Source organism: Chromobacterium sp. Panama, from assembly GCF_003052555.1.
GTDB lineage: Bacteria > Pseudomonadota > Gammaproteobacteria > Burkholderiales > Chromobacteriaceae > Chromobacterium.
In genome coordinates this window covers 1,547,308-1,571,756 of the sequence record NZ_QARX01000001.1, presented here as the reverse complement: position 1 = coordinate 1,571,756, position 24,449 = coordinate 1,547,308, and the positions used below count along the sequence as shown (strand labels likewise).

Sequence of the window (24,449 nt, the reverse complement as noted above, 5' to 3'; positions counted from 1 at the left end):
ACGCGTCCTGCCCTGCGCTCCGGAATCAGCCTTCCATGGGCGCGACCAGGCCAGCCATGACAAAGGGCACGAGGTATTTGACGATCATGTCCGGATCCCGCGCGCTGACGATCTGACTACGAGTGAAGATCTTCAGCACATCGTTGCCGGCGAAGGCATTGAACATGACGCTGAACGCAAGATGCATTCTCCAGGCCAACTGCTCCGTGTCCAGCAAGGGCAAGGCGCGCTGAAACGCGCGACTGTAACGCTGGACGAACACGCTGTACTGCTGGGAGATGGTTTCGCGCAACAGGCGGTGGTTCTCCACCAAGGTGCGCGACAACAGGCGCACGAACATCGCCCCGCCGCGCGACGGGTCCTTGGACAGCGATAGGCAGGGCCGTATGAACGACAGCACCAAGCCTTCCACCGACAGTTTCTCCTCCGAGGCCTCCGCCTCCAGCTTGTCCAGTTCCGCCAGGCAGTCCGCTATCAGCGGGGCCAGTCTGCGCATGAACACGGACTCGAACAACGCGTCCTTGGAGCCGAAGTGGTAATTCACCGCGGCCAGGTTTACCTCGGCTTGCTGGGTGATCATACGCAGCGAGGTCGCTTCGAAACCGTGCTCCACAAACAAGCGTTCTGCAACGTCCAGAATGCGGGTGGCGGTATCGGGGCGGCTTGCTTCCATGTTCTCCAGTGCCTTTTTTGTATTTGCTGGTTTTATGGTCTTGCTCATTTCAGTTTTCGAACAAGCGTTTCAAACTTACGTTTTAATTTGACGAATGTCAAGACATGTCTCGACGGCGCTCGGGCCAAACTCTCAGGGCGGCAACAAAAGCGGCAGTCCGTATTTTAGACTGCCGTTTGAATGAAACACATGTTGAAAGCGTTTAGTCAAGGCCGCGCGCCAAATCCCGCTTCAGATCCTCGACATGCTCCAGGCCCACCGCCACCCGCAACAGGCCTTCGACGATGCCGGCCTTGGACCTGGCTTCCGGCGTGATGCGGGCGTGGGTGGTGGACGCGGGATGCGTAATGGTGGACTTGACGTCGCCCAGATTGGCAGTGCGGGAAATCAGCTGGACCCGGTCCACCACGCGCCAGGCCTCGGCCCTGCCCCCCTTGACCACGAAGGACACCACCGCGCCGCCGCCGGTTTGCTGACGCAAGGCCAGTTCATATTGCGGATGGCTGGCCAGCCCTGGATAAAACACCCGCTCCACCGCCGGCTGCGCTTCCAGCCAGCACGCCAACTCCAGCGCGTTGGCGCTGTGCTTTTCCATCCGCAGATGCAGGGTTTCCATGCCGGAGAGCAAAGCCCAGGCGTTGAACGGCGCCAAGGTGGGGCCGGCGGTGCGCACGTGCAGGTAGATCTGCTCGATCAGCGCGTCGCTGCCCACCACCGCGCCGCCCATCACCCGGCCATGGCCGTCCAGGTATTTGGTGGCGGAGTGCATCACCAGGTCCGCACCCAGTTTCAGCGGCTGCTGCAAGGCCGGGGAACAGAAGCTGTTGTCCACCACCAGCAGGGCCTCATGCTGATGGGCAATAGCCGCGATGGCGGCGATGTCGGCGATTTCCGTCAGCGGATTGGACGGCGTCTCCAGAAACAACAAACGGGTATTGGGCCGCGCCGCGTCGCGCCAGGCTTGCAGGTCGGTGGCGTCGACGAAGGTGGTTTCCACGCCGAACTTGGCCAATAGGCCGGCAAACAGATTGGTGGTGGAACCGAACAGGCTTTGCGAGGACAGGATGTGATCGCCGGCCTTGAGCAGACTCATCATGATGGCCTGGATCGCCGCCATGCCGGTGGCGGTGGCGATGGCGCGCTCGCCGCCCTCCATCAGCGCCAGCCGCTGCTGAAAGGCCGCGACGGTGGGGTTGGTGAAGCGGGAATAGGTGTAGCCGTCCAGTTCGCCCAGGAACATGGCCGCAGCCTGTTCCGCCGAATCGTAGGTGAAGCTGGAAGTCAGATGCAGGCTTTGGCTGTGCTCGCGATAATCGCTGATTTCGCGGCCGCCGCGGATTGCCTGGGTTTCCGGGTGCCAACAGGCTTGTTCGATATTGTCGGATGCCATTGATGTTTCTCTGCGGGTGCTTCTAAGAATTTGTTCACGATCGGCTGCGCGTCATGAGACCTGGCGCGGCGAATACTGCTTCGAAAGGCTCATGCGCCGTGCGCACACTCCGCTTTCCCAGCCGCAAGGCCTTGTCTCGCCTTGCCTCGCGGGAGCATGAACAGGCGCCAAGGATAAGGCCAACGGCCATATTGCCTGAAAATCCGCGGTTTGCTAAATGCCTGCCGGGCATAAAGCCGCCGGCCCGGCGGCATTAGCGCCAGCCGGCGACGGCGGCCGGCTCACTCGATCAGCAGCATATGCGCGCGCACCCAGTCGCGATCCGCCGCCTCGAAGTGCCACCACTCGGTGGCGATGCCGTTGAAGCCGGCCTGGCTCATGCAATGGCGCAACAGCTGACGGTTGGCCACTTGCGCCTCGCTCAGCCTGCCGGTCCGCAGCAGCTCCGCCTCGCGCTGCGGCTGCGCCCGTTCGGTGAAGTCGTCGAAACCGGTGCCCATGTCCAGTTCGCCCCCGTCGGCATCCTCCACGCTCAGGTCCACCGCCATGCCGAAGCTGTGGATCGAACCGCGCGCCGGGTCGGCGACGTAGATGCGCTGCGGCGTGTCCTTGACGATGTCCCACAGCACCCGCTGCACCCGCCCCGGCCTCAGCGCGTCGAAAACCAGCAAATGGAAGCCGGGACGCAGCCGGCGCAGCTCGCGCGCGGCCATGGTCAGGCCTTCGGCCGCGCGGCGGTGCAATAAGGCCGGCGCCGCCTCGCCGTAAAGGTTTCGCCCCACGAAATTGTTGGCGCAGGCATAGCGCAGGTCCAGTCTCACCCCGTCGATGTCCGCTATCGACAGGTATTCCGGATGCGCCGCCAAGTCCTCCATCCCGATCACCGCTTTCATGCTCGCCTCGCTTCCCTCGTCCATCCCCCGGCCCTCATTCCCCCGCCATCTCCCGCGCCAGCCGCTCGGCGCTGCCCAGGGCCAAGGTGAAGCCCAAGGCGCCGTGTCCCAGATTCAGCCACAGATTGGCTGGTCCGCCGGGCGCGCGGCCTATCATGGGCACCCCGTCCGGCGTCGCCGGCCTCAAGCCGGCCCATTCCGCCGCCTGTTCCAGGCGGCCCGCCCGCGGCCAATCTCGCATCACTTGCCGGCGCAAGCCGGCCACGCGCCGCGGGTCCGGGCTTTCGTCATAGCCGACCAGGTCCGCCGCCGCCGCCACCCGCAGACGGCCGCCTATCGGCGCGTACAAGATCTTGCGCTCGAAATCGGTGACGCTGAGTGCGGGCAAACCCTCGCCCGCCGGCATGTCCAGGCTATAGCCCTTCAGCGGGTAGAGCGGCAGCCGCAGGCCCAGTTTGCGCGCCAGCCCCGCGCCGCCGACGCCGGCGGCCAGCACCAGATGCCGGCAAGGCAGAGCGCCTCCGGGCAGCCAAACTTGCCGCACCCGCCCCTGGGCCAGTTCGAAGCCTACGACCTCCTCGCCGAAGCGGAACTCTACGTCCAGACCCTCGTCGCGCATTCTTCGCTGCATGGCCAGGCAGAACAGCCGGCAATCCGCCACCTCCTCATCCGGGGTATGCACCCCGCCGGCCAGCGGCCCGCTCAAGCCGGCCAAGGCCGGCTCCAGCGCGCGGCAGGCGTCCGCGTCCAGCAAGCGCTGGCGCGCGCCCAGCTCGCTCAAGGCCGCCACGCCTTGTCGCGCATGCTCCAGCGCCGCCGCGCCGCGGTACAGCACCAGCTTGCCGTTGCGCCGCCAGGCGAACCCCTCCAGGCCTTCCGCGCGCAGCGCGTCCAACTGCTGGCGGCTGCTTTGCGCCAAACGCCACAATTGGGCGCTGCCGGCGCGGTTGGCCTCGCGGTTGCAGGCGCGGTAGAAGCGCCACAGCCATTGCCACTGGGCCGCGTCCCAACGCGGGCGCAAACGCATCGGCGCGTCCGCGCTCAGCAGCCAGGCCAGCGCCTTGGCCGGCACCCCGGCGTCGGCCAGCGGCGCCACATAGCTGTAGCTTAGCTGGCCGCCGTTGGCGTGGCTGGCGCCGGCCGCCGCTTCGCCGCGCCGTTCCAGCACCGTGACCGGCCAGCCCGCCCGCGCCAGCCGCCACGCGCTGCACAGTCCAATCACGCCGGCGCCCACGATCAGCACCCTCGCTTCGTCCATTCCGCCCCCTCGCAAAGTCCGTCAAACCGCAAAGTCGGCTTTCGACGCCGGGAACCAATCGCCAAGACCTTGGACCGACAGCGGTAGATGACGGACAATTCGCCTGCCGCGAACAAGAACTCAGGATAGCGTAAATGACAAAATCGATCCTCTCCCTTTCCCTGCTGCTGGCCGGCGCGCTGCCCGCCGCCGCGCTGGCGGCCAAGCCCCTGGTCTTTTGCGCGGAAGCCGCGCCGGAAGGCTTCGACCCGGCGATGTGGGACACCGCCTCCACCTACAACATCGTCAAGCCCGTCTTTCAGGGGCTGACCGAATTCAAACGCGGCGGCGTGGCGCTGCGCCCTGGGCTGGCGGAAAGCTGGAGCGTGTCGGCGGACGGGCTGGAATACACTTTCAAGCTGCGCCGCGGCGTCAAATTCCATCAAACCGATTACTTCAAGCCCAGCCGCGACTTCTCCGCCGACGATGTGGTTTTCACCGTCAACCGCTGGATCCGGCCGGAGCTGCCGTTCAACCAGGCGTTCAAGACCCCGCTGACCGGCCCGGACGGCTACGGCCTGGTCAAGCTGATAGACTCGGTGCAAAAGCTGGACCCGAACACCGCCAAGATCCGGCTGAAAGAACGCAACGCCACCTTCCTGACCTTCTTCGCGATGGGCTTCGCCGGCATGCAGTCGGCGGAGTACGCCCAGCAGTTGCTGCAGGCCGGCAAGCCCGCGCAGATCAATCTGCAGCCCATAGGCACCGGCCCCTACCGCTTCAAGAGCTACGCCAAGGATTCGACCGTGCGCTACGAGGCCAACCCCCAGTACTGGGGCGCGCCGCAGAAAACCCGCAGCCTGATTTTCGCCATCGTCACCGATCCTCAAGTGCGCATCCAGAAACTGAAAGCCAATGAATGCCAGGTGGCCGCGGCGGTGCGCGAGGCCGATCTGGACACCTTGAACGCCGACAAGAACATCAAGATCGCCGCCACCGGCGCCAGCAACATCTCCTATCTGGCCTACAATCTGAAACGGCCGCAATTCGCCAAGCGCGAAGTGCGCGTGGCGCTGGACATCGCCATCAACCGCGACGCCCTGTTCAAGGCGATGTTCCCCAAGGGCGGCGCCACCCAGGCGGTCAACCCCTACCCGCCGTCCACCTGGAGCTGGAACCCCAAAACCCGCAATGAATACAACCCGGCCAAGGCCAAGGCGCTGCTGGCCCAGGCCGGCTACCCCAACGGCTTCGCCCTCGATCTGTGGGCGCTGCCGGTGCAAAGGCCGACCAACCCCAACGGTAAGCTGATGGCGCAGATGATCCAGCAGGACTGGGCCAGGATAGGCGTCAAGGCCAATATTCGATCCTACGAATGGGGCGAATACCTGAAACGCGCCGCCGCCGGCGAACACGATGTCTATATGTCCGGCCTGACCAGCAACTCCGGCGATCCGGACGATTTCCTGTGGAACTCGCTGTCCTGCAGCGTCAGCAAGGGCGGCCAGCGCTTTTGCAACCCCGAGTTCGACAAGCTGCTGCTGCTGGGCCGGCAGGCCACCGAGCAGAAGCAACGCGCCCAGTACTATTTGAAAGCCCAGGAGATTTTCAAATACGAGCGCCCCTGGATCACCATGGCCCATTCCCGCATTTACATTCCGCTGCGCAACAATGTGCAGGGTTTCGTGATGAATCCCAACGGCTCTTTCGACTTCGAGGACGTATGGCTCAAATAAACCCAAGCTGGCCGCCCTATTTCGTCAGCCACCGTTATCAGGGCTTGCGGGCCGGCTCCCGCTTGATCGTCACCGCCGCCGTGCACGGCAACGAGGGCTGCGGCACGCTCGCCGTCCGCCGGCTGATGGCGGAGCTGGAACAAGGCGCGCTGGCCTTGCGCACCGGCCGGCTGACCCTGGTTCCGGTGAGCAATCCGCTGGCCTTTCAGTTGGGCCAGCGCGGCGGCGAACGCAATCTGAACCGCCATCTCGCCCCCAGCGACGCGCCGCGCGATTACGAAGACCATGTCGCCAACTGGTTATGTCCGCTGCTGGCGGAGCACGAGGTTTTGCTGGACTTGCATTCCTTCCAGTCCCAAGGCCAGGCTTTCGTGTTCCTGGGACCGCGCGACAACGCCGGCGAGCTGGAGCCCTTCGCCCTGGCCGCGCAAGAAGAAGCGCTGGCGCAAAGGCTGGGCGTGGCCCGCGCGGTGGACGGCTGGCTCGCCACTTACGCGCTGGGCGTGAACCGGCGCGGCAAGACCCCGGACGGCGACGTCCGCTACGGCGTCGGCACCACCGAGTACATGCGCCAACAAGGCGGCTGGGCGCTAACGCTGGAATGCGGCCAACACGACGACCCGGCCGCGCCGCGCGTCGCTTACCAGGCCATCGTCAATACGCTGGCTCATCTGGGCATGATGGACGCGCAGCCCCCCGCGCCCGCGCCTCTGGAGGCGCTCAGCCTGTACGAGGTGGTGGACAAGCTTGACGACGGCGACCGCTTCGCCCGCGACTGGACCAGCTTCGACCCGGTGAGCAGAGGCGAGCTGATAGGCTGGCGCGCCGACGGCAGCCCGGTAACGGCGCTGGACGACGGCCGCATCGTCTTCCCCAACCCCCGCAGCCCTAGCGGCCAGGAGTGGTTCTATCTGGCCCGGGCGTCCTCCCGCTTTTGAGAAGCTGTTGACGATCCGCCACGCGCAGCGAGGCGCGGCCACCGCTTCGAAATGCTCATGCGCCGCATGAGCATTTCACTTTCCAAGACCGGCTCCCAGCGCCATTCTGCACGACTCAGCATTTCCACTTAAGTATTTGTTTTTCATAAAAACCGCCATTTAGGCCAGCACGCCCCCCACCCCAACTGCTACACCGATAAGCACTGCCGCGCGGCCGGCAGCCGCTACCGCGCCCGGTCGTCCCTGGCCGTGCGTCCACCTCAAATCATTCAGCGCAAGGAAGTGAACACCATGAGCCATCTTCCCACGCATCAAACGCTGCCTTATGGCGTCGCCATTCATCAGGCGATCGCCGAAGGCAACCTGGCGCAGATGAAAACCTTGCTGGAGCAAGGCGAGCAGCATCTGCACCAATACGGCGATCTGCACGCCGCCATTGAGCAATTGAAGCTGGAAATCACTCGTCTGGAACGGCGCTGAGCGCCGCGCAGCCCGAGGCATCCCTCACCTTTAGTTTTGGAGGTCTTATGTCAGGCAATACTCAGACTGAAATCGGATTGTTCCCCGTCAGCTACCTCATCGGCAACGATCTGGCGGGCGCGCCGACACTGCTCTTGAACCTGCTGGTGGCGCCCCCCACCCACTCGGTGACCGGCAGCGCCCACGTCGTCAACCAAAGCCTCCACCCGCCGCTGAACCTGCACTCCCATGTTCACGGCCAATACGCCTATCTGGGCGTGGTGCCGACCAGCGAGGGCCGCATCCTGATCTCCGCCCAAGGCCACAACGGCAACACCACCAACTTCAAATTGCACCTGGTGCTCAGCCACGACTGGAAAAAGGGCATCGCCAATTACAGCTATCTCGACGGCTCCACATGGGTGGAGGTGGACAATGTGCCGGCCAAGCTGAACCCGGAACTGAAATCCCGCTATTTCCCGCTGCCGCTGGAACCCGGCCCGGTGATCCTGCCCAATCCGCCCATCATGGCCCTGTACGGCGTGCCGATCCAAAGCGCCATCGCCAGCGGCGACCTGGCCCATATGAAAACCCTGGCCGCTTACGCCAAACAGCAGCTGGACGCCCAGCCGCAACTGCGCAAGGAACTGGATGCGCTGAAGGCGGAAATCACCAAGCTGGACCGCAAATAAGCAGGCGCGCGCGCCGATACCTTCCCATTCGTCAAGGAGTGCTCCATGTCAGCAACAGGATTGTTCCATGTCCGTTACCTCATTTCCCAACCGGTGCTGGGCGCGCCGGTCCTGACCCTGGACTTGCTGGTCGACACGCCGCAGAAAAAGATCAGCGGCCACGCCAGCATCACCCAGAGCGTCAGTCCGCCGCTGCAGTTCCAGGCCAATGTCTGGGGCCATTACAGCCAGGCCAAGCTGGACCCGTCGGCCGAGCATCACATCGTGCTGTCGCTGGAGGGCAGCCCCAGTTCGCCCAATAGCCAGATCGCCGAAACCTTCCATCTGCAAGGCATCCTCGATCAGGACTGGCAGGACGGCCACGCCAGCTATCGCTTCTTCTACCAGGAAGCCTGGCACACCGTCGCGCACGCCATCGTCACCGAAGCACCGGCCGTGCACCCGGAGCCGCGCGCCGGCAGCAAGCCCTATCCGCACCCCATCCCGCTGTACGCCGCCGCGCTGCAACAATCGCGCGTCAGCAGCAATCTGGCGCAGATGAAGTCCTTGGCCGGCCAGGCGGAAGAGCAGCTGAAGCAGCACGACAATATCGAGGCCGCGCTGAAGCAGCTTCATGCTGAAATCGCCCGCCTCGAAGGCAGGCACTAAACCGCCCCGCCTCATCCGCGCTTGTTCAAAGCCCAGGAGCGCCCGCCGGGCGCTCCTCGCCCTCTCTCAAGGACCCGCCCATGCTAGACGACAGCCCCGCCGTCCGCCCTGCACGCTATCTGGACGACGAAGACTTCAAGCGCTACGTCCCGGTGCACGTGGTTTGGGAAATCACCCTGGCCTGCGATCTGAAATGCCTGCACTGCGGCTCCCGCGCCGGCCACCGCCGCCCCAACGAGCTGTCCACCGCCGAATGCCTGGAAGTGATAGACGCGCTGGCGGCGCTGGGCACCCGCGAAATCACCTTGATCGGCGGCGAGGCCTATCTGCGCAAGGACTGGACCCAGCTGATCCGCGCCATCCGCGGCCACGGCATGTATTGCGCGATTCAGACCGGCGGCCGCAATCTGAACCCCGCCCGGCTGCAACAGGCGATAGACGCCGGCCTCAACGGCGTCGGCGTGTCGCTGGACGGCCTCGCGCCCCTGCACGACAAGGTGCGCAATGTGCCGGGCGCTTTCGACAAGGCGGTGGACGCCTTGCGCCGCGCCAAGGCCTCCGGCCTCGCCGTCAGCGTCAACACCCAGATCGGCGCGGCCACCATGCCGGACTTGCCGGCGCTGATGGATCAGATCATCGAGCTGGGCGCCACCCACTGGCAGATCCAGCTGACGGTGGCGATGGGCAATGCGGTGGACAACGACGAACTCTTGCTGCAGCCCTACCAATTGCTGGAGCTGATGCCCTTGCTGGCGCGGCTTTACCGCGAGGGGGTGGAACGCGGCCTGTTGATGAACGTGGGCAACAATATCGGCTACTACGGCCCTTACGAGCGGCTGTGGCGCGGCTTCGGCGACGAGCGGGTGCACTGGAGCGGCTGCGCCGCCGGTCAGACCGTGCTGGCGCTGGAGGCGGACGGCACCGTCAAGGGCTGTCCCTCGCTGGCCACCGTCGGCTTTTCCGGCGGCAATGTGCGCGACATGAGCCTGGACGACATCTGGCACCACAGCGAGGGCATCCATTTCGGCCGGCTGCGCTCAGTGGACGATTTATGGGGTTATTGCCGCGGCTGCTACTACAACGACGTCTGCCGCGGCGGCTGCACCTGGACCTCCCACTCGCTGCTGGGCAAGCCCGGCAACAATCCCTACTGCCATTACCGCGCGCTGGAACTGGAAAAACAGGGCCTGCGCGAGCGCATCGTCAAACTGCAGGACGCCGCGCCGGCCTCCTTCGCCGTCGGGCGTTTCGACCTGATCACCGAGGACATCACCAGCGGCCAGGAAGTCGGCCGCATCAGCCGCAGCGGCCAGGTGATCGCGCTGACTTGGAAAAACAAGGGCAAGGCCACGCCGCGCGAAGGCCGGCCGCCGGCCAAGCTGGCGCTGTGCCGGCAGTGCCAGCAATACATCCACCCCGACGAGACCTGTTGTCCGCACTGCGCGGCCGACGTCGCCGCCGCCGAACGCGATTACCTGCAAGAACAGGCCAGACGCCAGCAGGTGATCAACAATCTGCGCCGCCTGCTGGGTTTGCCGGACGATTAAGACGCCGCGCCGGCGCCGAAACGCGGTTTTATGCCAAAAAACTCGGCGCCGCCGCCACGGCCATCCACTGGCCATAGCTCATTTGACGAAAATCGGTCTACAATCGCGGCTTGCCTAGCCTCACCACGCCGCCATGGGAGCCCGATGCCCGCATGAACCGTTTCGCGCCGTTCGCCCTATCCCCGGAAGCCGTCGCTTCCGCCTTGCCGGGCCCGCGTCATGAGCGATAAGCCGCGCCGCCCGTCGCTGCAGGACATCGCCGACCGGGTAGGCACTTCCAAGATGACGGTCAGCCGTTATCTGCGCAACGCCAGCCTGGTGTCGGACGCCACCGGCCAGCGCATCGCCGGCGCGATGGAGCAACTGGGCTATATCCCCAACCGGGTGCCGGACCTGCTGGCCCGCGCCAAGAGCCGCGCCATCGGCGTGCTCTTGCCGTCCATGTCCAATCAGGTGTTCTCCAGCCTGGTGCACGGCGTCGAAGCCATGACCCGCGAGGCCGGCTACCACACGCTTTACGGCCATTACTGCTACGACATCGAACAGGAAACCCGGCAGGTGGAGCAGCTGCTGTCCTTCCAGGTGGACGGGCTGATCCTGTGCGAAACCGTTCACTCCGAACGCACTTTGCGCATGCTGCAGGTGGCGGCCATCCCGGTGGTGGAAGTGATGGAGCTGCCGACCCAGCCCATAGACCTGGCCGTGGGCCTGGACCATCAGGCCGCCGCCGAGGACATGACCCGGGCCATGATCGCGCGCGGCAAGCGGCGCATCGCCTATCTGGCCGCCCGTCTCGACCGCCGCACCCGCTTGCGCGCCGCCGGCTACCGGGCGGCGATGGAGCAAGCCGGGCTGATCCCGCTGGAGATCCAGACCGAACAACATTCCAGCTTTCAGCTTGGCGGCGAAATGCTGCGCCAGGCCATGGCCTCCGCGCCGGATCTGGACGGCGTGTTCTGCACCAACGACGACATCGCCGCCGGCGCGCTGCTGGAGGCCCAGGCCATGGGCCTGGCGGTGCCGGAGCGCATCGCCGTCGCCGGCTTCAACGCGCTGGACATCGGCGCCGCGCTGCACCCGCGGCTGGCCAGCGTGGTCACGCCGCGCGAAGCGATAGGCCGGCTGGCGGCGCAACGCCTGCTCGGCCGCATCCACGGCCAGCGTTACGCCGATCCGGTCGTGGACCTGGGCTATACCCTGAGCCTGGGCGGCAGCGTCTAAGCCGGTGCCGGAATACGACACCGGCCTCCCCGTAAAATCCCTTAGCAATCAAGCCCTCAAGCGATGACGCCGGTTCCGGATCAAGCCCGGCGCTCAAAACGCTTGCCTGCTCGCCGCAAAGCCGACATATTGTCATCGGCATGATGTTACCGGTAACAATCACGATCCGCCTTCAAACGAAAGCGACAACTCATTGGAGTGGCTTCATGAATTCCACACCACATCAGGTTTACGTGCTGATGGGCGTCTCCGGCTGCGGCAAATCGGCGCTCGCCGCGCGGCTGGCCCAACACCTGACATGCGCCGTGCTGGACGGCGATTTCCTGCATCCGCGCGCCAATATCGACAAAATGGCCGCCGGAACGCCGCTGGACGACGCCGATAGGCTGCCCTGGCTTGCCGCGCTCAGCGACGCCGCCTACGCCATGCAACGCAGCAACGCGCTGTCCATCATCGTCTGCTCCGCGCTGAAACGGCGATACCGCGACCAGCTGCGCGCCGGCAACCCCCAGCTGTCCTTCCTCTATCTGAAAGGCGACTTCGACTTGATCCTGCAACGGCTTCAAGCCCGGCAAGGCCATTTCCAGAAGGCCGACATGCTGGCCTCTCAATTCGCCGCGCTGGAAGAGCCGGGGCCGGACGAGACCGACGTCCACGCCCTGGACATCCGCCCCGAGCTGGACGGCGTCGTCGCCGGCGCGCTGCGCCTGATCCAGTCCCGCCAGGAGCGCTGACATGTCCATCGCAACCCTGGTATTGACCGCGCTGGGCTCGGTCGCTCTGTTGTTGTTGCTGGTGATGAAGGCGCGCCTGCACGCCTTCATCGCGCTGATGCTGGTCTCGATCGGCGCCGGCGTGGCCTCCGGCATGCCGGTGGAGAAAATCGCCGACACCATGCAAAAAGGCATGGCCGGCACGCTGGGCTTCCTCGCCGTGGTGGTGGCGCTGGGCGCCATGTTCGGCAAGATCCTGCACGAAACCGGCGCGCTCGATCAGATCGCCGACCGGCTGCTGAGCCGCTTCGGCGAACGGCGCGCGCATTACGCGCTGGGCGTGGCCGGCCTGGTCTGCGCGTTGCCGCTGTTCTTCGACGTCGCCATCGTGCTGTTGATCGGCGTGGTGTTCGCGGTGGCGCGCCGCACCGGCGGCAATGTGGTCAAGCTGGCGGTGCCGCTGTTCGCCGGCGTGGCCGCGGCGGCGGCCTTCCTCTTGCCCGGCCCCACGCCCATGCTGCTGGCTTCGCAGATGCAAGCCGACTTCGGCTGGATGATTCTGATCGGGCTGGCGGCGGCGATTCCCGGCATGCTGCTGGCCGGACCGCTGTTCGGCAGCTTCATCAGCCGGCACGTCAGCCTGGCGCTGCCGGACGACATCAGCGAGCCGGCTCTGGACCGCGGCCGCATGCCCTCCTTCGCCTTCAGCCTGACCCTGGTGCTGTTCCCGCTGGTCATGGTGGCCTGCAAGACCCTGGGCAGCCATCTGGCCGCGCCGGGCTCGGCCGTCTACCACTGGCTGCAGTTCATCGGCCACCCGTTCAGCGCCATCCTGGCCGCCTGCCTGATCGCCATCTACGGCCTGGCGATCCGCCGCGGCATGGACGCGGAACAGGTCATGCGCATCTGCAACGCCGCACTGCAACCGGCCGGCATCATCCTATTGGTGACCGGCGCCGGCGGCGTGTTCAAGCAGGTGCTGGTGGATTCGGGCGTGGGGCCGGCGCTGGGCAACGCGCTGATCGGCGCCGGCCTGCCCATCGCCGTCGCCTGCTTCGCGCTGGCGGCCGCGGTCAGGGTCATACAGGGCTCGGCCACCGTCGCCTGCCTGACCACGGTGGGCCTGGTGCTGCCGGCCATCGAGACCATGGGCTTGTCCGGCGCGCAGCTGGCGGCGCTGTCCGTCTGCATCGCCGGCGGCTCCATCGTGCTCAGCCACGTCAACGACTCCGGCTTCTGGCTGTTCGGCAAATTCACCGGCGCCGACGAGACTCAGACGCTGAAAACCTGGTCGCTGATGGAGACCATACTGGGCACGACCGGCGCGCTGGTCGGCATGGCGGCCTTCGCCATGCTGTGACGCGCGGCATGCGCCTTGGCAAGCATGGCCGCCGGGTACGATACTCACTGAAACACGCTTGAGTAGCCCACCGCCATGACGGACCCCCTCTGCACCACTCTGCTTGCCTTGCTGGACGACAGCGCGGTCCTGATCGCGCTGTTCGACCCGCAAGACATGCTGCGCTACGCCAACACCGCCTTTCGCCAAAGCTTCTTCCTGTCCCAAGAAGAACACCTGAGTTGGGCGGAACTCATGCGACGAAACTACCGGCAGAAGCAAGGCTCGCGGATAGAAACCGACGATATCGAAGCCTGGCTGCGCTCCGCCTGTTCGCGCCGCGGCAAACTGCCTTACCGCGCTTTCGAGGCCGATCTATGCGACGGCCGCTGGATGTGGATGACGGAAACCATGAGCGCGGACGGCTGGATGCTGTGCCAGGCCAGCGACATCACCGAACTGCGCGCCGACAAGCGCGAACTGCGCCAGGCCCGCGACGTGGCCGTGCGCGCCGCCCAGACCGACCCGATGACCGGCATCAGCAACCGCACCCATCTGATGCAGTTATTGCAACTGCTGTTGCAGCAGCGGCTTCAGCACGCGGCGCCGTCCTGTCTCGCCATTCTCGATCTCGACCACTTCAAGCGCATCAACGACCTGGAGGGCCATCCGGCCGGCGACCACGTCATCTGCGGCTTCGTCCAAACCGCGCGCGCTCAGCTGCGGCAAAGAGACGGCTTCGGCCGCTTGGGCGGCGAGGAATTCATGCTGCTGCTGCCGCAAACCTCGCTGCTGGAGGCCGAGCAATGCTGTGAACGGATTCTCGCCGCCGCGCGGCTGGACCGCCCCCTGGCGGCCAAGCCGGAGCTGGGCTACACCTGCTCGATCGGGCTGACCGAGCTGCGGCCCGACGACGACATCGCCAGCTGCTACGCGCGCGCCGACGAAGCGCTGTACCACGCCAAGGGCAGCGGGCGGGATTGCGTGAGCAGCGTGCGTTAAAACCGGCTCAGTCGGCCGTGGCCAACAGCTCGGACGCTTGCCAGCGCTGGAATCGCCGCTGCGCCGCCGCCACGCTGGACGCGGTCAGCGTCAGGCCGCCGCAAGCCGGCGCCCAGTCTTCCGCGCGCTCCGGCGCGTCGTCGAAGGCCAGCAAATGCGGCGCGCCGCCGGCCGCCATGCCCGCGCCCAGCAACACCGCGCCGTCCGGATTGCCGGCGCTTTCCACCAGGCCCACCCGCCCCTCGTTCAGCAGCATCGGGAAACGATGGCTGGCCGCCACCGCCTGGCGCGCGTCGCGAGCGATCTGCAGCTTGTCCGCGTCGCCGGGCTCCAGCAATACCGGGCATGGCAACGCCGAAGCCAGCTCCCGATGAATCTGACTCTCGATCACGGTGGGCGGCAGCAACACCGCGCTGACCAGATCGCTCAGATACGCCATCTCATTGGGCTGAATCAAGACATGCGCCAAGGGAACGCCCGCGGCCAGGCATCGCAGATAAACCTTTCTTTGCTCCAACAGCGCTTGTCGTCCGCGCCCCGTCGTCGCGACGGCAAGCGGCTGGGCCAACACGCTCCAGCCCGCCTCCCGCGACAGCCAGGCGCTCAGCTGTTCAGCCTGCTCCAGCAAGGCCGGCAGCGGCAAACGCAGCAACAGCAGGCGGCGCGTCCCCGTTCCGGCTATCGCGGCCTGAGTCAGACGGCGGCCGCGCGCCACCGTCTCCCGCGCCCTGTCGTCCGCCATCGCGTCGGCCATCAGTTCCCGCGGCGAGGGCAAACGCAGTAAGCCCATCGGCTCCGCCGTCTGCGCACTATCGGGAACACCGTCCATGCTATCGCTGCCTTCAAAATACATTGTCGCTCTCCATCCTGCGCCTGCCATGCAAGCGGTTCAATTGGCGGCTACGATATTTTTATTGATAATGATTGTCAATTGCATTCTTGTTCCAGACAAGCAAATCGCATAGCCAACCACTCCCTCTTCATCCCTGAGTAGCCCACCGTCTTGCCCGCTTAGTCGCTCTTTCCAAACTTTATCGACCGGCAAGGACAACTCCTTAATCCCAGACCCTTCTCACGACCCAAGCGCTTCAAAAAAACAGTATTCCCCCTATATCCCTAGTCAAAAAATGTGGAATCAATATCATCTGTACGCAATATCACCGTATTGCAATGGATAACGATTATCATTTATATTCGCCCTCGACGCTCAGACGAGCCATCCCCCACCTACCCAGTGGACTCAGGAATAGCGATGAACCAAACCTCACTCGACCCAGCCTATAGCGGCGAACACAATCTGTTGGCCGCCTACCAGGCCGATTCCGCCTTCTTCTTCGCCTCGCCATGCCACACCCTGCTGGCCGAAGGCATCCAGCAAGTGATCACCGACACCGATCCCAGCGCCGCCATCGCCGCCGCGCTGGCCGCCCAGCCGGACCCGGCTCAGGCCGTGGTCGTCGGCGCCATCCCCTTCATGCCGGAACAACAACCGTGGTTGTTCGTGCCGCAACAAGTGCGCCGCGCCGACGCGCTGAGTCAGGATCAGCGCAGCGCCCTGCGCCAGCCCTTGCAAGCCGATTGCCAATTGACGCCGCAGCCGGCGCCGGCCGCTTACTGCCAGGGCGTCAGCGACGCGCTGGCCCGCATCGGCAGCGGCGCGCTGGACAAGGTGGTGCTGTCGCGCACCTTAGAGCTTTCCGCCAAGCAGGCCATAGACCAGCGTCAATTGCTGCTCAATCTGGCCAGCCAGAATCAGCACGGCTACACCTTCGCCGTGCAGCTGAGCGAAGACGGCGCGCCGCGCCGCGCGCTGATGGGCGCCAGCCCGGAACTGCTGCTGGCGCGCTACGGCCGGCAAGTGATCACCAATCCGCTGGCCGGCTCCGCCGCGCGCAGCCCGGACCCGGCGGAAGACCGCCGCCGCGCCGACGCGCTGCTGGAGTCCGGCAAGGACTTGTTCGAGCACAAGCTGGTGATCGACGCCGTGGTCGAGGCGCTGGCGCCGTACTGCCGCGATCTGCAAGTGCCGGCCGGCCCGTCCCTGGTCTCCACCGCCACCATGTGGCATCTGTCCACCCGCATCAGCGGCGAGCTGATCGATCCGGCGGTGGGCTCCTTCGAACTGGCGCGCGCGCTGCACCCCACCCCGGCGGTGTGCGGCTTCCCAGCCGACCCGGCGCGCAGCCTGATCCGCGAGATCGAACCCTTCGACCGCGGCTTCTTCACCGGCATGGTGGGCTGGTGCGACGGCAAGGGCGACGGCGAATGGGCGGTCACCATCCGCTGCGCCGAAATCGCCGAACGCACGCTGCGCCTGTTCGCCGGCGCCGGCATCGTCACCGGCTCGCTGCCGGAAAGCGAATTGGCCGAAACCGCGGCCAAATTCCGCACCATGCTGCGCGCAATGGGCCTGGCCGACCTGGCGGAGGCGGCATGAGCGAGCAACAACTGGACTGGACGCCGTGGCCTGAAGATTTCGCCCGCCGCTACCGCGAGGCCGGCTATTGGCAAGGCCAGACCCTGTTTTCCATGCTGGCGGCCCAGGTCGAGCAGCAGCCGGAAAAGCTGGCGCTGGTGGCCGGCAAGCAGCGGCTGAACTACCGCGAGCTCAAGCTCTACGCCGAGCGCCTGGCCGCCGGCCTGTACGCCCGCGGCCTGCGTCCCGGCCAGCGCGCCGTGGTGCAGCTGCCCAATTGCGCCGAATTCTTCATCGTCGCCTTCGCGCTGTTCCGCCTCGGCATGCTGCCGGTGTTCGCTTTGCCGGCGCATCGCCGCGCCGAAGTGTCCTACTTCTGCCAGCACACCGACGCCGCGGTCTATATCTGCGCCGACCAGCACGCCGGCTTCGACTACCGCGCGCTGGCGGCCGAGCTGCTGCCGCTGGCGCCCTCGCTGCAGCAGGTGATCGTGGCCGGCGACGCCGGCGACTACACCCCGCTCAACAGCCTCTACCTGATGGACCAGCCCTTGCCTGCGGAGCCGGACCCCAGCGGCCTGGCCTTCTTCCAGCTCTCCGGCGGCAGCACCGGCGTGCCCAAGCTGATTCCGCGCACCCATGACGACTATCTGTACAGCTTCGCCGCCAGCGCCGAGATCTGCGGCCTGAGCCGCGACAGCGTCTATCTGTGCGTGCTGCCGGCCGGCCACAACTTCCCGATGAGCTCGCCCGGCAGCTTCGGCGTCTTCCACGCCGGCGGCACCGTGGTGCTGGCCTCCGGCCCCAGCGTCGACGAATCCTTCGAGCTGATCGAGACCGAGGCCGTCACCATCGCCGCCCTGGTGCCGCCGCTGGTGCCGCTGTGGCTGGACGCCGCCGCCAAGCAGCCGGGCAAGCTCGCCAGCCTGCGCCTGCTGCAAGTGGGCGGCGCCAAGTTCGGCCCCGAGCTCGCCGCCCGCGTCGAGCCCGCGCTCGGCTGCAAGCTGCAGCAGGTCTTCGGCATGGCCGAAGGCCTGGTCAACTACACCCGGCTGGACGACGGCCCGGAGCAGGTGCTGAACACACAAGGCCGGCCGATCAGCGCCGACGACGAAGTGCGCATCGTCGACGACGAGGACCAGCCGGTGGCGCCGGGCGAAGTCGGCCACCTGCTGACGCGCGGCCCCTACACCATCCGCGGCTACTGGCGCGCCGCCGACCACAATCAGCGCGCCTTCACCGCCGACGGCTTCTACCGCACTGGCGACCTGGTGAGCATGAACGCCGACGGCTATCTGACGGTGGAAGGCCGCGCCAAGGACCAGATCAACCGCGGCGGCGAGAAAATCTCCGCCGAGGAAGTGGAAAACCACCTGCTGGCCCACCCGCTGGTGCGCGACGTCGCCATCGTGGCGATGAGCGACCCCTATCTGGGCGAGCGCTCCTGCGCCTTCATCATCCCGCGCGAGCAACAGGCGATCCGCCTGCCCCAGGTGGCCGCCTTCCTGCGCGAGCGCGGCCTCGCCGCCTACAAGATTCCGGACCGGCTGGAGCTGGTCGACACCCTGCCGCAAACCAGCGTCGGCAAGGTCAGCAAGAAAACCCTGCGTCAGATGCTGGAACAGAAACTGGCCGCGCAGTCCACCCAAAGGTCACAAGCATGAGCATTCCCCGCATCGCCCCCTACGCCATCCCGTCGCAACTGCCGGACAACCGCGTCAACTGGACGGTGGCGCCGCAGCGCGCCGCGCTGCTGATCCACGACATGCAGGAATACTTCCTGGATTTCTATGACCGCGAGGCCGAGCCGGTGGCCACCGCGCTGCGCAATATCGCCGCCATCCGCGCGCGCTGCCGCGAGCTGAACATCCCGGTGTTCTACACCGCCCAGCCGGCGGAACAGGCCGACAGCGACCGCGGCCTGCTCAACGATATGTGGGGCCCCGGCCTGCCGGCGCGCCCGGAACGCCATCCCATCGTGGCCAGCCTGAGCCCGGCCGCCGACGACACCGTGCTGACCAAGTGGCGCTACAGCGCCTTCCAGCGCTCGCCCTTCCTCAATCTGCTGCGCCAGCAAGGCCGCGACCAGCTGATCATCTGCGGCATCTACGCCCACATCGGCTGCATGAGCACCGCGCTGGACGCCTTCATGTACGATATCCAGCCCTTCTTCGTCGCCGACGGCCTGGCCGACTTCTCCGCCGACCGCCACGCGATGGCGCTGGAATACGTGGCCCAGCGCTGCGGCGTGACCCTGGACAGCCAGCGCCTGCTGGGCCAGCTGGACCAGCAGGCCGCACCGGCCAGCGCCGCGCCCAGCGCGGAAGCGCTGCGCGCCGCCATCGCCGAACTGCTGCAGCAGCCGGCCAGCGACATCGGCCTGGACGACAATCTGCTGGACTGGGGCCTGGACTCCATCCGCCTGATGAGCTTGCTGGAACAATGGCGCGCGCTGGGCGCGGAAATCGACTTCATCGAACTGGCGCAACAACCTACCGTCAACGCCTGGCAGGCGCTGCTGGCGCGCCAGCTGGACGGGGCCGCCGCATGAGCGCCAGCTACCCGGAATTCCACGGCCGGCTGGCCGTGGTCAGCGGCGCGGCCCAGGGCATAGGCGCGGCGCTGGCGCGCTCGCTGGCGGACCAGGGCTGCCGCGTGGCGGCGCTGGACCTGCGCGCCGACGGCCTGCAACAGCTGGCGCTCCACGCGCCGGCCCACGCCGACGGCCGCATCATCCCGCTGCCGCTGGACATCCGCGACGGCGCGGCGGTGGAACAGGCGGTGGCCCGCATCGAAGACGAGATCGGCGCCATCGACATGCTGGCCAATGTCGCCGGCGTGCTGCGCCTGGGCACGGTGGAACAGCTCAGCGACGAGGACTGGCTGCAAAGCTTCGCCGTCAACACTCACGGCGTGTTCTTCCTCAGCCGCGCGGTGGCGCGGCGCATGCAGGCGCGCCGCCGGGGCGGCATCGTCACCGTGGGCTCCAACGCCGCCGAAGTGCCGCGCACCCAGATGGCGGCCTACGCCGCGTCCAAGGCCGCCACCACCCAGTTCAGCAAATGCCTGGGCCTGGAGCTGGCCGAGTTCGGCGTGCGTTGCAACATCGTGTCGCCCGGCTCCACCGACACCGCGATGCAGCGCCAGTTGTGGAGCGACGACGCCATCCCGCCGGCCATCTTGCAAGGCTCGCTGGAGCAGTACCGCACCGGCATCCCGCTGCAACGCATCGCCGCGCCGCAGGATGTGGCCAATGCCGCGCTGTTCCTGCTGTCGGATCAGGCGCGCCACATTACGCTGCATAATCTGTACGTGGACGGCGGCGCGACGCTGGGGATCTGAGAACCTGTTTACGATCTGCTGCGCGTCGGCGATACGGCGTTGAAACCGGATTCGAAATGCTCATGTACCGTATGTACACTCCGCTTTCTCAGCCGTTTTCGCCTTGTCTCACCTTAGCTCGCGAGATCGTAAACAGGTTCTGAACACCGATTCACGATCCGCAAAGAAAAACGGGCAAGACCATTGGTCTTGCCCGTTGTCACGTCGCCGCGCCAAGCGCGGCGCGGCTCCGGCCCAGCGGATCAGTTCACCGGGCAGCGGTTGGCGGCGCGGTAATCCACCACCTTGATCTTGCCGCTGACGATGTCCTTGCGCGCCTGCAGAATCTTCTTCTCCATCTCAGGCGTGATCAGCGAACGGTTGTGCGGGTCCAAGGCCCAGTCCACGCCGTTTTCCTTCAGGCCCATCAGCTTGACGTCCGGCTTCCACGCGCCGTTCTTGGCGTCGCGCATGGTTTCGTACACCGCGTTGTCCACGCGCTTGACCATGGAGGTCAGCACCACGCCCGGCTGCAGATAGTTCTGATTGCTGTCCACGCCGATGTAGAACTTCTTGGCGCCCTTGGCCGCCTGGATCACGCCCATATTGGACAGCGCCGCCGCGGCGAACACCACGTCCACGCCGCGATCGAACTGGCTCTTGGCCAATTCCCCGCCGCGCGCCGGGTCGTTGAAGGCGGCGTGGGTGGTGCCTATCATGTTCTGCATCACCACCGCCTTGGGATTGGCGTACTTGGCGCCCTGGGCGTAACCGCAGCCGAACGCGCGGATCAGCGGCACGTCCATGCCGCCCAGATAGCCCACCTTGCCGCTCTTGGACTTGAGCGCGGCGGCCATGCCCACCAGGAAGGAGCCTTCCTGCTCCTTGAAGGCGATGCTCTGCACATTCGGGCCCTTGGCCACCGAATCCACCAGGGTGAACTTCACCTTGGGGAATTCCTTGGCCACGGTCTCGATGGACTGGGTGTAGGCGAAGCCCACCGCCACCACCAGGTCGGCGCCCTTGCGCGCCATATTGCGCAGCATCTGCTCTTTCTGAGCGTCGTTGCTGACCTGGCCTTCGCGGTAGTTGATGTGGAATTCTTTCTTGAAACGTTCGGCGCCGTTGAATGCCGCTTCATTGAAGCTCTTGTCGAACTTGCCCGCCTGATCGTAGATCACGGCGACAGTGAAATCCTTGGCTGCAACCGGGCCTGCCAGCAAGATGGCAGCGGTTGCGCCTGCGATGTGTTTCAGCGCAAACGTCATGTTTTATCTTTTCTATGTGGATTACAGGCGATGCGACAGCGCCGCGGGCGGCGTTGCCGGCGCTTCAAGCGAAAGACGGAGGGGGAAACCGAGTGGACCGCGGCTGCCGGAGCAGACGGGACGAAACAGAACCACGCCGCTGCGAACCGCAGCGGATACAACGCGCCAATTGAAGCTGCCGGATTGTAGGCAGCCCGCCGCCGGCTGTAAACCGGCGTGGCCGAATCCTGCAACAACAGGTCGAAAAACGGACAGCGCGCCGTATGAGAGGCGGCACGGTGAGTGCGGCTTCGAAATGCTCATATACCAAACGTACATTCCGCTTTCTCAGCCGCGACACCTTGTCCCGCTCCCGCTCGCTAGACTTTGAACAGGCTCTGAAAACTAGGGCGACGGGCCGTCGGCAACGCTCAACACACGCTCAGCGCGGAAACAGCTGGCCGATGTCCTTGGCCTCCCAGTGCGGGAAGTATTTGCGCACCAGCGCGTTCAACTCCAGCTCGAAGGCGCGCAAGCGCTGCAATTCGTCCTGAGGCGCGGCCGCCTGCTCCGTCCTGGCCGCCGTGATCATGCCGGCGCCGGCGGTGGCGTTGCTCAGCCGGTCGATCACGATGAAGCTGCCGGTGCCGCGGCAGGCGGCGTAGGCGTCTATCACCGCCGGCGCGTTCAGGCTGATCCGGCACAGCGCGATCTCGTTCAGGTGCAGCGCCTCGGCCGGCTTCTGCTCCAGCGTGTTGACGTCCACCTGGTGCAGGATGGCCTCCACCCGGCCGGTGACGAATTTGCCGGCCAGCTTGAAGCCGTACTCCTTGCCGGCGCGCAAGGGCGCGTCCTGCATCCACACCAGATGCGCGTCCAGGCTGGACGCCACCGCCGGCGGCGGCTGATCGGCGCGCACCAGCATATCGCCGCGCGACACGTCGATCTCGTCTTCCAGCGTCAGCGTGATCGCCTCGCCGGCCCCGGCCGCGGCCAGTTCGCCCTCGTAAGCCACCACGGCCTTGACCCTGCTGCGGCGGCCGGACGGCAGCGCCAGCACCTCGTCGCCGGGGCGGATCTCGCCGGCGGCGATGGTGCCGCAAAAGCCGCGGAAGTCCAGATTGGGCCGGTTCACGTACTGCACCGGCAAGCGGAAGCCTTCCAGCGCCGCGTCGCTGCGCACTTCCACCGTTTCCAGCAACTGCATCAGCGTCGGCCCCTGATACCAGGGCGCGCCCTCGCCGCGGCTGACCACATTGTCGCCGCGCAGCGCGGAGATCGGCACAAAGCGGATGTCCGGAATCGCCAGGCCCTCGGCGAAGGCCAGATACTCGTCGCGAATGCGCTCGAACACCGCCGGGTCGTAATCCACCAGGTCCATCTTGTTCACCGCCACGATCACATGACGGATGCCCAGCAGGCTGACGATGAAGCTGTGGCGGCGGGTCTGGGTCTGCACCCCGCGCCGCGCGTCGATCAGAATGATGGCCAGATTGCTGGTGGACGCGCCGGTGGCCATATTGCGGGTGTACTGCTCATGGCCCGGGCAATCGGCGATGATGAACTTGCGCTTGTCGGTGCTGAAATAGCGGTAGGCGACGTCGATGGTGATGCCCTGCTCGCGCTCCGCCTGCAAACCGTCCACCAGCAAGGCCAGGTCTATCTCCTGATCGGTGGTGTTGTATTTCTTGGAGTCGCGCTCTATCGCCGCCAGCTGATCCTCGAAGATCAGCTTGGAATCGTGCAGCAGCCGGCCGATCAAGGTGGACTTGCCGTCGTCCACGTTGCCACAGGTGATGAAGCGCAGCAGATCCTTGTTTTCGTGCTGGCGCAGGTATTCCAGGATGTCGCCGGCGATCAGATCGGATTGGTGGGTCATCAGAAATATCCTTCCATCTTTTTCTTTTCCATCGAACCGGCGCTGTCGTGGTCTATCACCCGGCCCTGACGCTCGGAAGTGCGGGTCAGCAGCATCTCCTGAATGATGTCCGGCAGCGTGGCCGCCTGCGATTCCACCGCGCCGGTCAGCGGATAACAGCCCAGGGTGCGGAAGCGGACGCGGCGGGTTTCAATGCTCGCCTTCTCCGCCGGGCTCAGATAATCCAGTATCCGCTCGTCGTCTATCATGATCAGCGTGCCGTCGCGCGCTATCACCGGCCGTTCGGCGGCGAAGTACAGCGGCACGATCTCGATGTTTTCCAGGAAGATGTATTGCCAGATATCCAGCTCGGTCCAGTTGGACAGCGGGAACACCCGTATGCTCTCACCCTTGTCTATCTTGCTGTTGTAGATGTTCCAGAGCTCGGGCCGCTGGTTCTTCGGGTCCCAGCGGTGGTTGCGGTCGCGGAAGGAATACACCCGCTCCTTGGCCCGGCTTTTTTCCTCGTCGCGGCGAGCGCCGCCGAAGGCGGCGTCGAAACCGTATTTGTTCAAAGCCTGCTTCAGGCCCTCGGTCTTCATCACGTCGGTGTGCTTGGCGCTGCCGGCGGTGAACGGATTGATGCCGGCGTCCACGCCCTCCTGGTTGACGTGGACGATCAGATCCCAGCCATACTCTCGCGCCTGCTTGTCGCGCAGCGCGATCATTTCCTTGAACTTCCAGGTGGTGTCCACGTGCATCAAGGGAAACGGCGGCTTGCCCGGCGCAAACGCTTTCTTGGCCAGATGCAGCATCACCGCCGAATCCTTGCCTATCGAATACAGCATCACCGGGTTTTCGAATTCCGCGGCCACTTCGCGAATGATGTGGATAGACTCCGCTTCCAACTGCTTGAGGTGAGTCAGCCTCTGTTGACCGATGTTCATGCTTCCTGCCCATCCTGTAGATGCGCTCAAATCTACCGAAAGCCCATCGGCGCATCAAAACCGATGGGTTATATCAATATGCTCTTAGCAAATCAACAATTAGTCCAAAGGGCAATAAGAACGCCAGGACGGACGCTGCGGAATCTTCGGCCCACGCGGCAATAACTGTCTA

23 protein-coding genes are annotated in these 24,449 nt (G+C 65.5%); 14 read left to right on the top strand and 9 right to left on the bottom strand.

The features are described from left to right. Positions 1 to 25: 25 nt before the first annotated feature. The 4 genes from DB032_RS07175 to DB032_RS07160 all read right to left on the bottom strand — a co-directional run bounded on the left by DB032_RS07175 (position 26) and on the right by DB032_RS07160 (position 4,214). The gene (locus DB032_RS07175; protein ID WP_019102939.1) at positions 26 to 673 is read right to left on the bottom strand and encodes a TetR/AcrR family transcriptional regulator; all 648 of its coding nucleotides are present in this window, start codon (positions 671 to 673) and stop codon (positions 26 to 28) included. A gap of 202 nt (positions 674 to 875) precedes the next feature. After that, the gene (locus tag DB032_RS07170; RefSeq protein WP_107798867.1) at positions 876 to 2,063 is read right to left on the bottom strand and encodes an O-succinylhomoserine sulfhydrylase; all 1,188 of its coding nucleotides are present in this window, start codon (positions 2,061 to 2,063) and stop codon (positions 876 to 878) included. A 281-nt stretch (positions 2,064 to 2,344) separates the two neighbouring features. Continuing rightward, positions 2,345 to 2,956, bottom strand: a complete 612-nt coding sequence (locus DB032_RS07165; protein ID WP_107801724.1) for a M15 family metallopeptidase — start codon at positions 2,954 to 2,956, stop codon at positions 2,345 to 2,347. A gap of 34 nt (positions 2,957 to 2,990) precedes the next feature. Next, a complete protein-coding gene (locus DB032_RS07160) occupies positions 2,991 to 4,214 on the bottom strand; it encodes a D-amino acid dehydrogenase (protein ID WP_107798866.1) in 1,224 nt (407 codons plus the stop codon). Between the two features lie 134 nt (positions 4,215 to 4,348). Here DB032_RS07160 and DB032_RS07155 point away from each other — a divergent pair, with 134 nt between their 5' ends. The 10 genes from DB032_RS07155 (at position 4,349) to DB032_RS07110 (ending at position 14,488) form a co-directional block, all read left to right on the top strand. After that, entirely contained in the window at positions 4,349 to 5,929 is a 1,581-nt protein-coding gene (locus tag DB032_RS07155) for an ABC transporter substrate-binding protein (RefSeq protein WP_107798865.1), read from the top strand. Then, on the top strand, positions 5,917 to 6,867 hold the full coding sequence (locus tag DB032_RS07150) for a succinylglutamate desuccinylase/aspartoacylase family protein (protein WP_107798864.1): 951 nt from the start codon (positions 5,917 to 5,919) through the stop codon (positions 6,865 to 6,867). Before DB032_RS07155 ends, DB032_RS07150 begins: the two co-directional genes overlap by 13 nt. A 291-nt stretch (positions 6,868 to 7,158) precedes the next feature. Beyond that, complete coding sequence (locus DB032_RS07145; protein WP_107798863.1) at positions 7,159 to 7,347, top strand: DUF1843 domain-containing protein; 189 nt, start codon at positions 7,159 to 7,161, stop codon at positions 7,345 to 7,347. Positions 7,348 to 7,394: 47 nt separating this feature from the next. Next, entirely contained in the window at positions 7,395 to 8,018 is a 624-nt protein-coding gene (locus DB032_RS07140) for a DUF1842 domain-containing protein (protein WP_107798862.1), read from the top strand. A 45-nt stretch (positions 8,019 to 8,063) separates the two neighbouring features. Beyond that, positions 8,064 to 8,666: a DUF1842 domain-containing protein gene (locus tag DB032_RS07135; RefSeq protein ID WP_107798861.1), complete on the top strand. Its 603-nt coding sequence runs from the start codon at positions 8,064 to 8,066 to the stop codon at positions 8,664 to 8,666. Between the two features lie 80 nt (positions 8,667 to 8,746). Further along, on the top strand, positions 8,747 to 10,213 hold the full coding sequence (locus tag DB032_RS07130; RefSeq protein ID WP_107798860.1) for a GDL motif peptide-associated radical SAM/SPASM maturase: 1,467 nt from the start codon (positions 8,747 to 8,749) through the stop codon (positions 10,211 to 10,213). A gap of 219 nt (positions 10,214 to 10,432) precedes the next feature. After that, a complete protein-coding gene (locus tag DB032_RS07125) occupies positions 10,433 to 11,434 on the top strand; it encodes a substrate-binding domain-containing protein (RefSeq protein WP_107798859.1) in 1,002 nt (333 codons plus the stop codon). A gap of 206 nt (positions 11,435 to 11,640) precedes the next feature. Continuing rightward, positions 11,641 to 12,168, top strand: coding sequence for a gluconokinase (gntK, locus tag DB032_RS07120; protein WP_107798858.1), 528 nt, complete (start codon positions 11,641 to 11,643; stop codon positions 12,166 to 12,168). 1 nt (position 12,169) lies between these two features. Next, positions 12,170 to 13,507, top strand: coding sequence for a gluconate transporter (gntU, locus tag DB032_RS07115; RefSeq protein ID WP_107798857.1), 1,338 nt, complete (start codon positions 12,170 to 12,172; stop codon positions 13,505 to 13,507). Between the two features lie 75 nt (positions 13,508 to 13,582). Next, positions 13,583 to 14,488, top strand: coding sequence for a sensor domain-containing diguanylate cyclase (locus DB032_RS07110; RefSeq protein WP_107798856.1), 906 nt, complete (start codon positions 13,583 to 13,585; stop codon positions 14,486 to 14,488). Positions 14,489 to 14,495: 7 nt separating this feature from the next. Here DB032_RS07110 and DB032_RS07105 read toward each other — a convergent pair whose 3' ends face one another. Then, the gene (locus DB032_RS07105; protein ID WP_146176599.1) at positions 14,496 to 15,317 is read right to left on the bottom strand and encodes a hypothetical protein; all 822 of its coding nucleotides are present in this window, start codon (positions 15,315 to 15,317) and stop codon (positions 14,496 to 14,498) included. A 60-nt stretch (positions 15,318 to 15,377) separates the two neighbouring features. Then, positions 15,378 to 15,533 (bottom strand): hypothetical protein, encoded by a 156-nt coding sequence (locus DB032_RS24090; RefSeq protein ID WP_158274252.1) that lies wholly within the window; start codon positions 15,531 to 15,533, stop codon positions 15,378 to 15,380. Between the two features lie 207 nt (positions 15,534 to 15,740). Here DB032_RS24090 and dhbC point away from each other — a divergent pair, with 207 nt between their 5' ends. From dhbC to DB032_RS07085, 4 genes are read left to right on the top strand one after another with little or no spacing between them, the layout of a single operon-like run. Then, complete coding sequence (gene dhbC, locus DB032_RS07100; protein WP_107798854.1) at positions 15,741 to 16,925, top strand: isochorismate synthase DhbC; 1,185 nt, start codon at positions 15,741 to 15,743, stop codon at positions 16,923 to 16,925. Next, positions 16,922 to 18,568 (top strand): (2,3-dihydroxybenzoyl)adenylate synthase, encoded by a 1,647-nt coding sequence (locus tag DB032_RS07095; RefSeq protein WP_107798853.1) that lies wholly within the window; start codon positions 16,922 to 16,924, stop codon positions 18,566 to 18,568. Before dhbC ends, DB032_RS07095 begins: the two co-directional genes overlap by 4 nt. Then, positions 18,565 to 19,455, top strand: a complete 891-nt coding sequence (locus DB032_RS07090) for an isochorismatase family protein (RefSeq protein WP_107798852.1) — start codon at positions 18,565 to 18,567, stop codon at positions 19,453 to 19,455. Before DB032_RS07095 ends, DB032_RS07090 begins: the two co-directional genes overlap by 4 nt. Continuing rightward, positions 19,452 to 20,246, top strand: coding sequence for a 2,3-dihydro-2,3-dihydroxybenzoate dehydrogenase (locus tag DB032_RS07085; RefSeq protein WP_107798851.1), 795 nt, complete (start codon positions 19,452 to 19,454; stop codon positions 20,244 to 20,246). The genes DB032_RS07090 and DB032_RS07085 overlap by 4 nt, the downstream gene beginning before the upstream one ends. 242 nt (positions 20,247 to 20,488) lie before the next feature. Here the strand turns inward: DB032_RS07085 and DB032_RS07080 are convergent, their stop codons facing one another. The 3 genes from DB032_RS07080 to cysD form a co-directional block, all read right to left on the bottom strand. Next, positions 20,489 to 21,493 carry a BMP family protein gene (locus DB032_RS07080; RefSeq protein WP_107798850.1) on the bottom strand — a complete coding sequence of 335 codons (1,005 nt, stop codon included), beginning with the start codon at positions 21,491 to 21,493 and terminating at the stop codon, positions 20,489 to 20,491. A gap of 421 nt (positions 21,494 to 21,914) precedes the next feature. Beyond that, positions 21,915 to 23,351, bottom strand: coding sequence for a sulfate adenylyltransferase subunit CysN (gene cysN / locus DB032_RS07075; protein WP_107798849.1), 1,437 nt, complete (start codon positions 23,349 to 23,351; stop codon positions 21,915 to 21,917). Beyond that, the gene (gene cysD / locus DB032_RS07070) at positions 23,351 to 24,277 is read right to left on the bottom strand and encodes a sulfate adenylyltransferase subunit CysD (RefSeq protein ID WP_107798848.1); all 927 of its coding nucleotides are present in this window, start codon (positions 24,275 to 24,277) and stop codon (positions 23,351 to 23,353) included. Before cysD ends, cysN begins: the two co-directional genes overlap by 1 nt. Between the last annotated feature and the right edge of the window lie 172 nt (positions 24,278 to 24,449).

Coding starts and splice junctions, on each gene's coding strand:
- gntK (WP_107798858.1), top strand. CDS start 11,641: ATGAATTCCACACCACATCAGGTTTACGTGCTGATGGGCGTCTCCGGC.
- DB032_RS07110 (WP_107798856.1), top strand. CDS start 13,583: ATGACGGACCCCCTCTGCACCACTCTGCTTGCCTTGCTGGACGACAGC.
- DB032_RS07135 (WP_107798861.1), top strand. CDS start 8,064: ATGTCAGCAACAGGATTGTTCCATGTCCGTTACCTCATTTCCCAACCG.
- DB032_RS07145 (WP_107798863.1), top strand. CDS start 7,159: ATGAGCCATCTTCCCACGCATCAAACGCTGCCTTATGGCGTCGCCATT.
- cysD (WP_107798848.1), bottom strand. CDS start 24,277: ATGAACATCGGTCAACAGAGGCTGACTCACCTCAAGCAGTTGGAAGCG.
- DB032_RS07160 (WP_107798866.1), bottom strand. CDS start 4,214: ATGGACGAAGCGAGGGTGCTGATCGTGGGCGCCGGCGTGATTGGACTG.
- DB032_RS07105 (WP_146176599.1), bottom strand. CDS start 15,317: ATGGACGGTGTTCCCGATAGTGCGCAGACGGCGGAGCCGATGGGCTTA.
- DB032_RS07140 (WP_107798862.1), top strand. CDS start 7,395: ATGTCAGGCAATACTCAGACTGAAATCGGATTGTTCCCCGTCAGCTAC.
- DB032_RS07130 (WP_107798860.1), top strand. CDS start 8,747: ATGCTAGACGACAGCCCCGCCGTCCGCCCTGCACGCTATCTGGACGAC.
- DB032_RS07155 (WP_107798865.1), top strand. CDS start 4,349: ATGACAAAATCGATCCTCTCCCTTTCCCTGCTGCTGGCCGGCGCGCTG.
- DB032_RS07080 (WP_107798850.1), bottom strand. CDS start 21,493: ATGACGTTTGCGCTGAAACACATCGCAGGCGCAACCGCTGCCATCTTG.
- DB032_RS07165 (WP_107801724.1), bottom strand. CDS start 2,956: ATGAAAGCGGTGATCGGGATGGAGGACTTGGCGGCGCATCCGGAATAC.
- DB032_RS07090 (WP_107798852.1), top strand. CDS start 18,565: ATGAGCATTCCCCGCATCGCCCCCTACGCCATCCCGTCGCAACTGCCG.
- DB032_RS07150 (WP_107798864.1), top strand. CDS start 5,917: ATGGCTCAAATAAACCCAAGCTGGCCGCCCTATTTCGTCAGCCACCGT.
- cysN (WP_107798849.1), bottom strand. CDS start 23,351: ATGACCCACCAATCCGATCTGATCGCCGGCGACATCCTGGAATACCTG.
- DB032_RS07175 (WP_019102939.1), bottom strand. CDS start 673: ATGGAAGCAAGCCGCCCCGATACCGCCACCCGCATTCTGGACGTTGCA.
- DB032_RS07095 (WP_107798853.1), top strand. CDS start 16,922: ATGAGCGAGCAACAACTGGACTGGACGCCGTGGCCTGAAGATTTCGCC.
- DB032_RS07170 (WP_107798867.1), bottom strand. CDS start 2,063: ATGGCATCCGACAATATCGAACAAGCCTGTTGGCACCCGGAAACCCAG.
- DB032_RS07125 (WP_107798859.1), top strand. CDS start 10,433: ATGAGCGATAAGCCGCGCCGCCCGTCGCTGCAGGACATCGCCGACCGG.
- gntU (WP_107798857.1), top strand. CDS start 12,170: ATGTCCATCGCAACCCTGGTATTGACCGCGCTGGGCTCGGTCGCTCTG.
- DB032_RS07085 (WP_107798851.1), top strand. CDS start 19,452: ATGAGCGCCAGCTACCCGGAATTCCACGGCCGGCTGGCCGTGGTCAGC.
- dhbC (WP_107798854.1), top strand. CDS start 15,741: ATGAACCAAACCTCACTCGACCCAGCCTATAGCGGCGAACACAATCTG.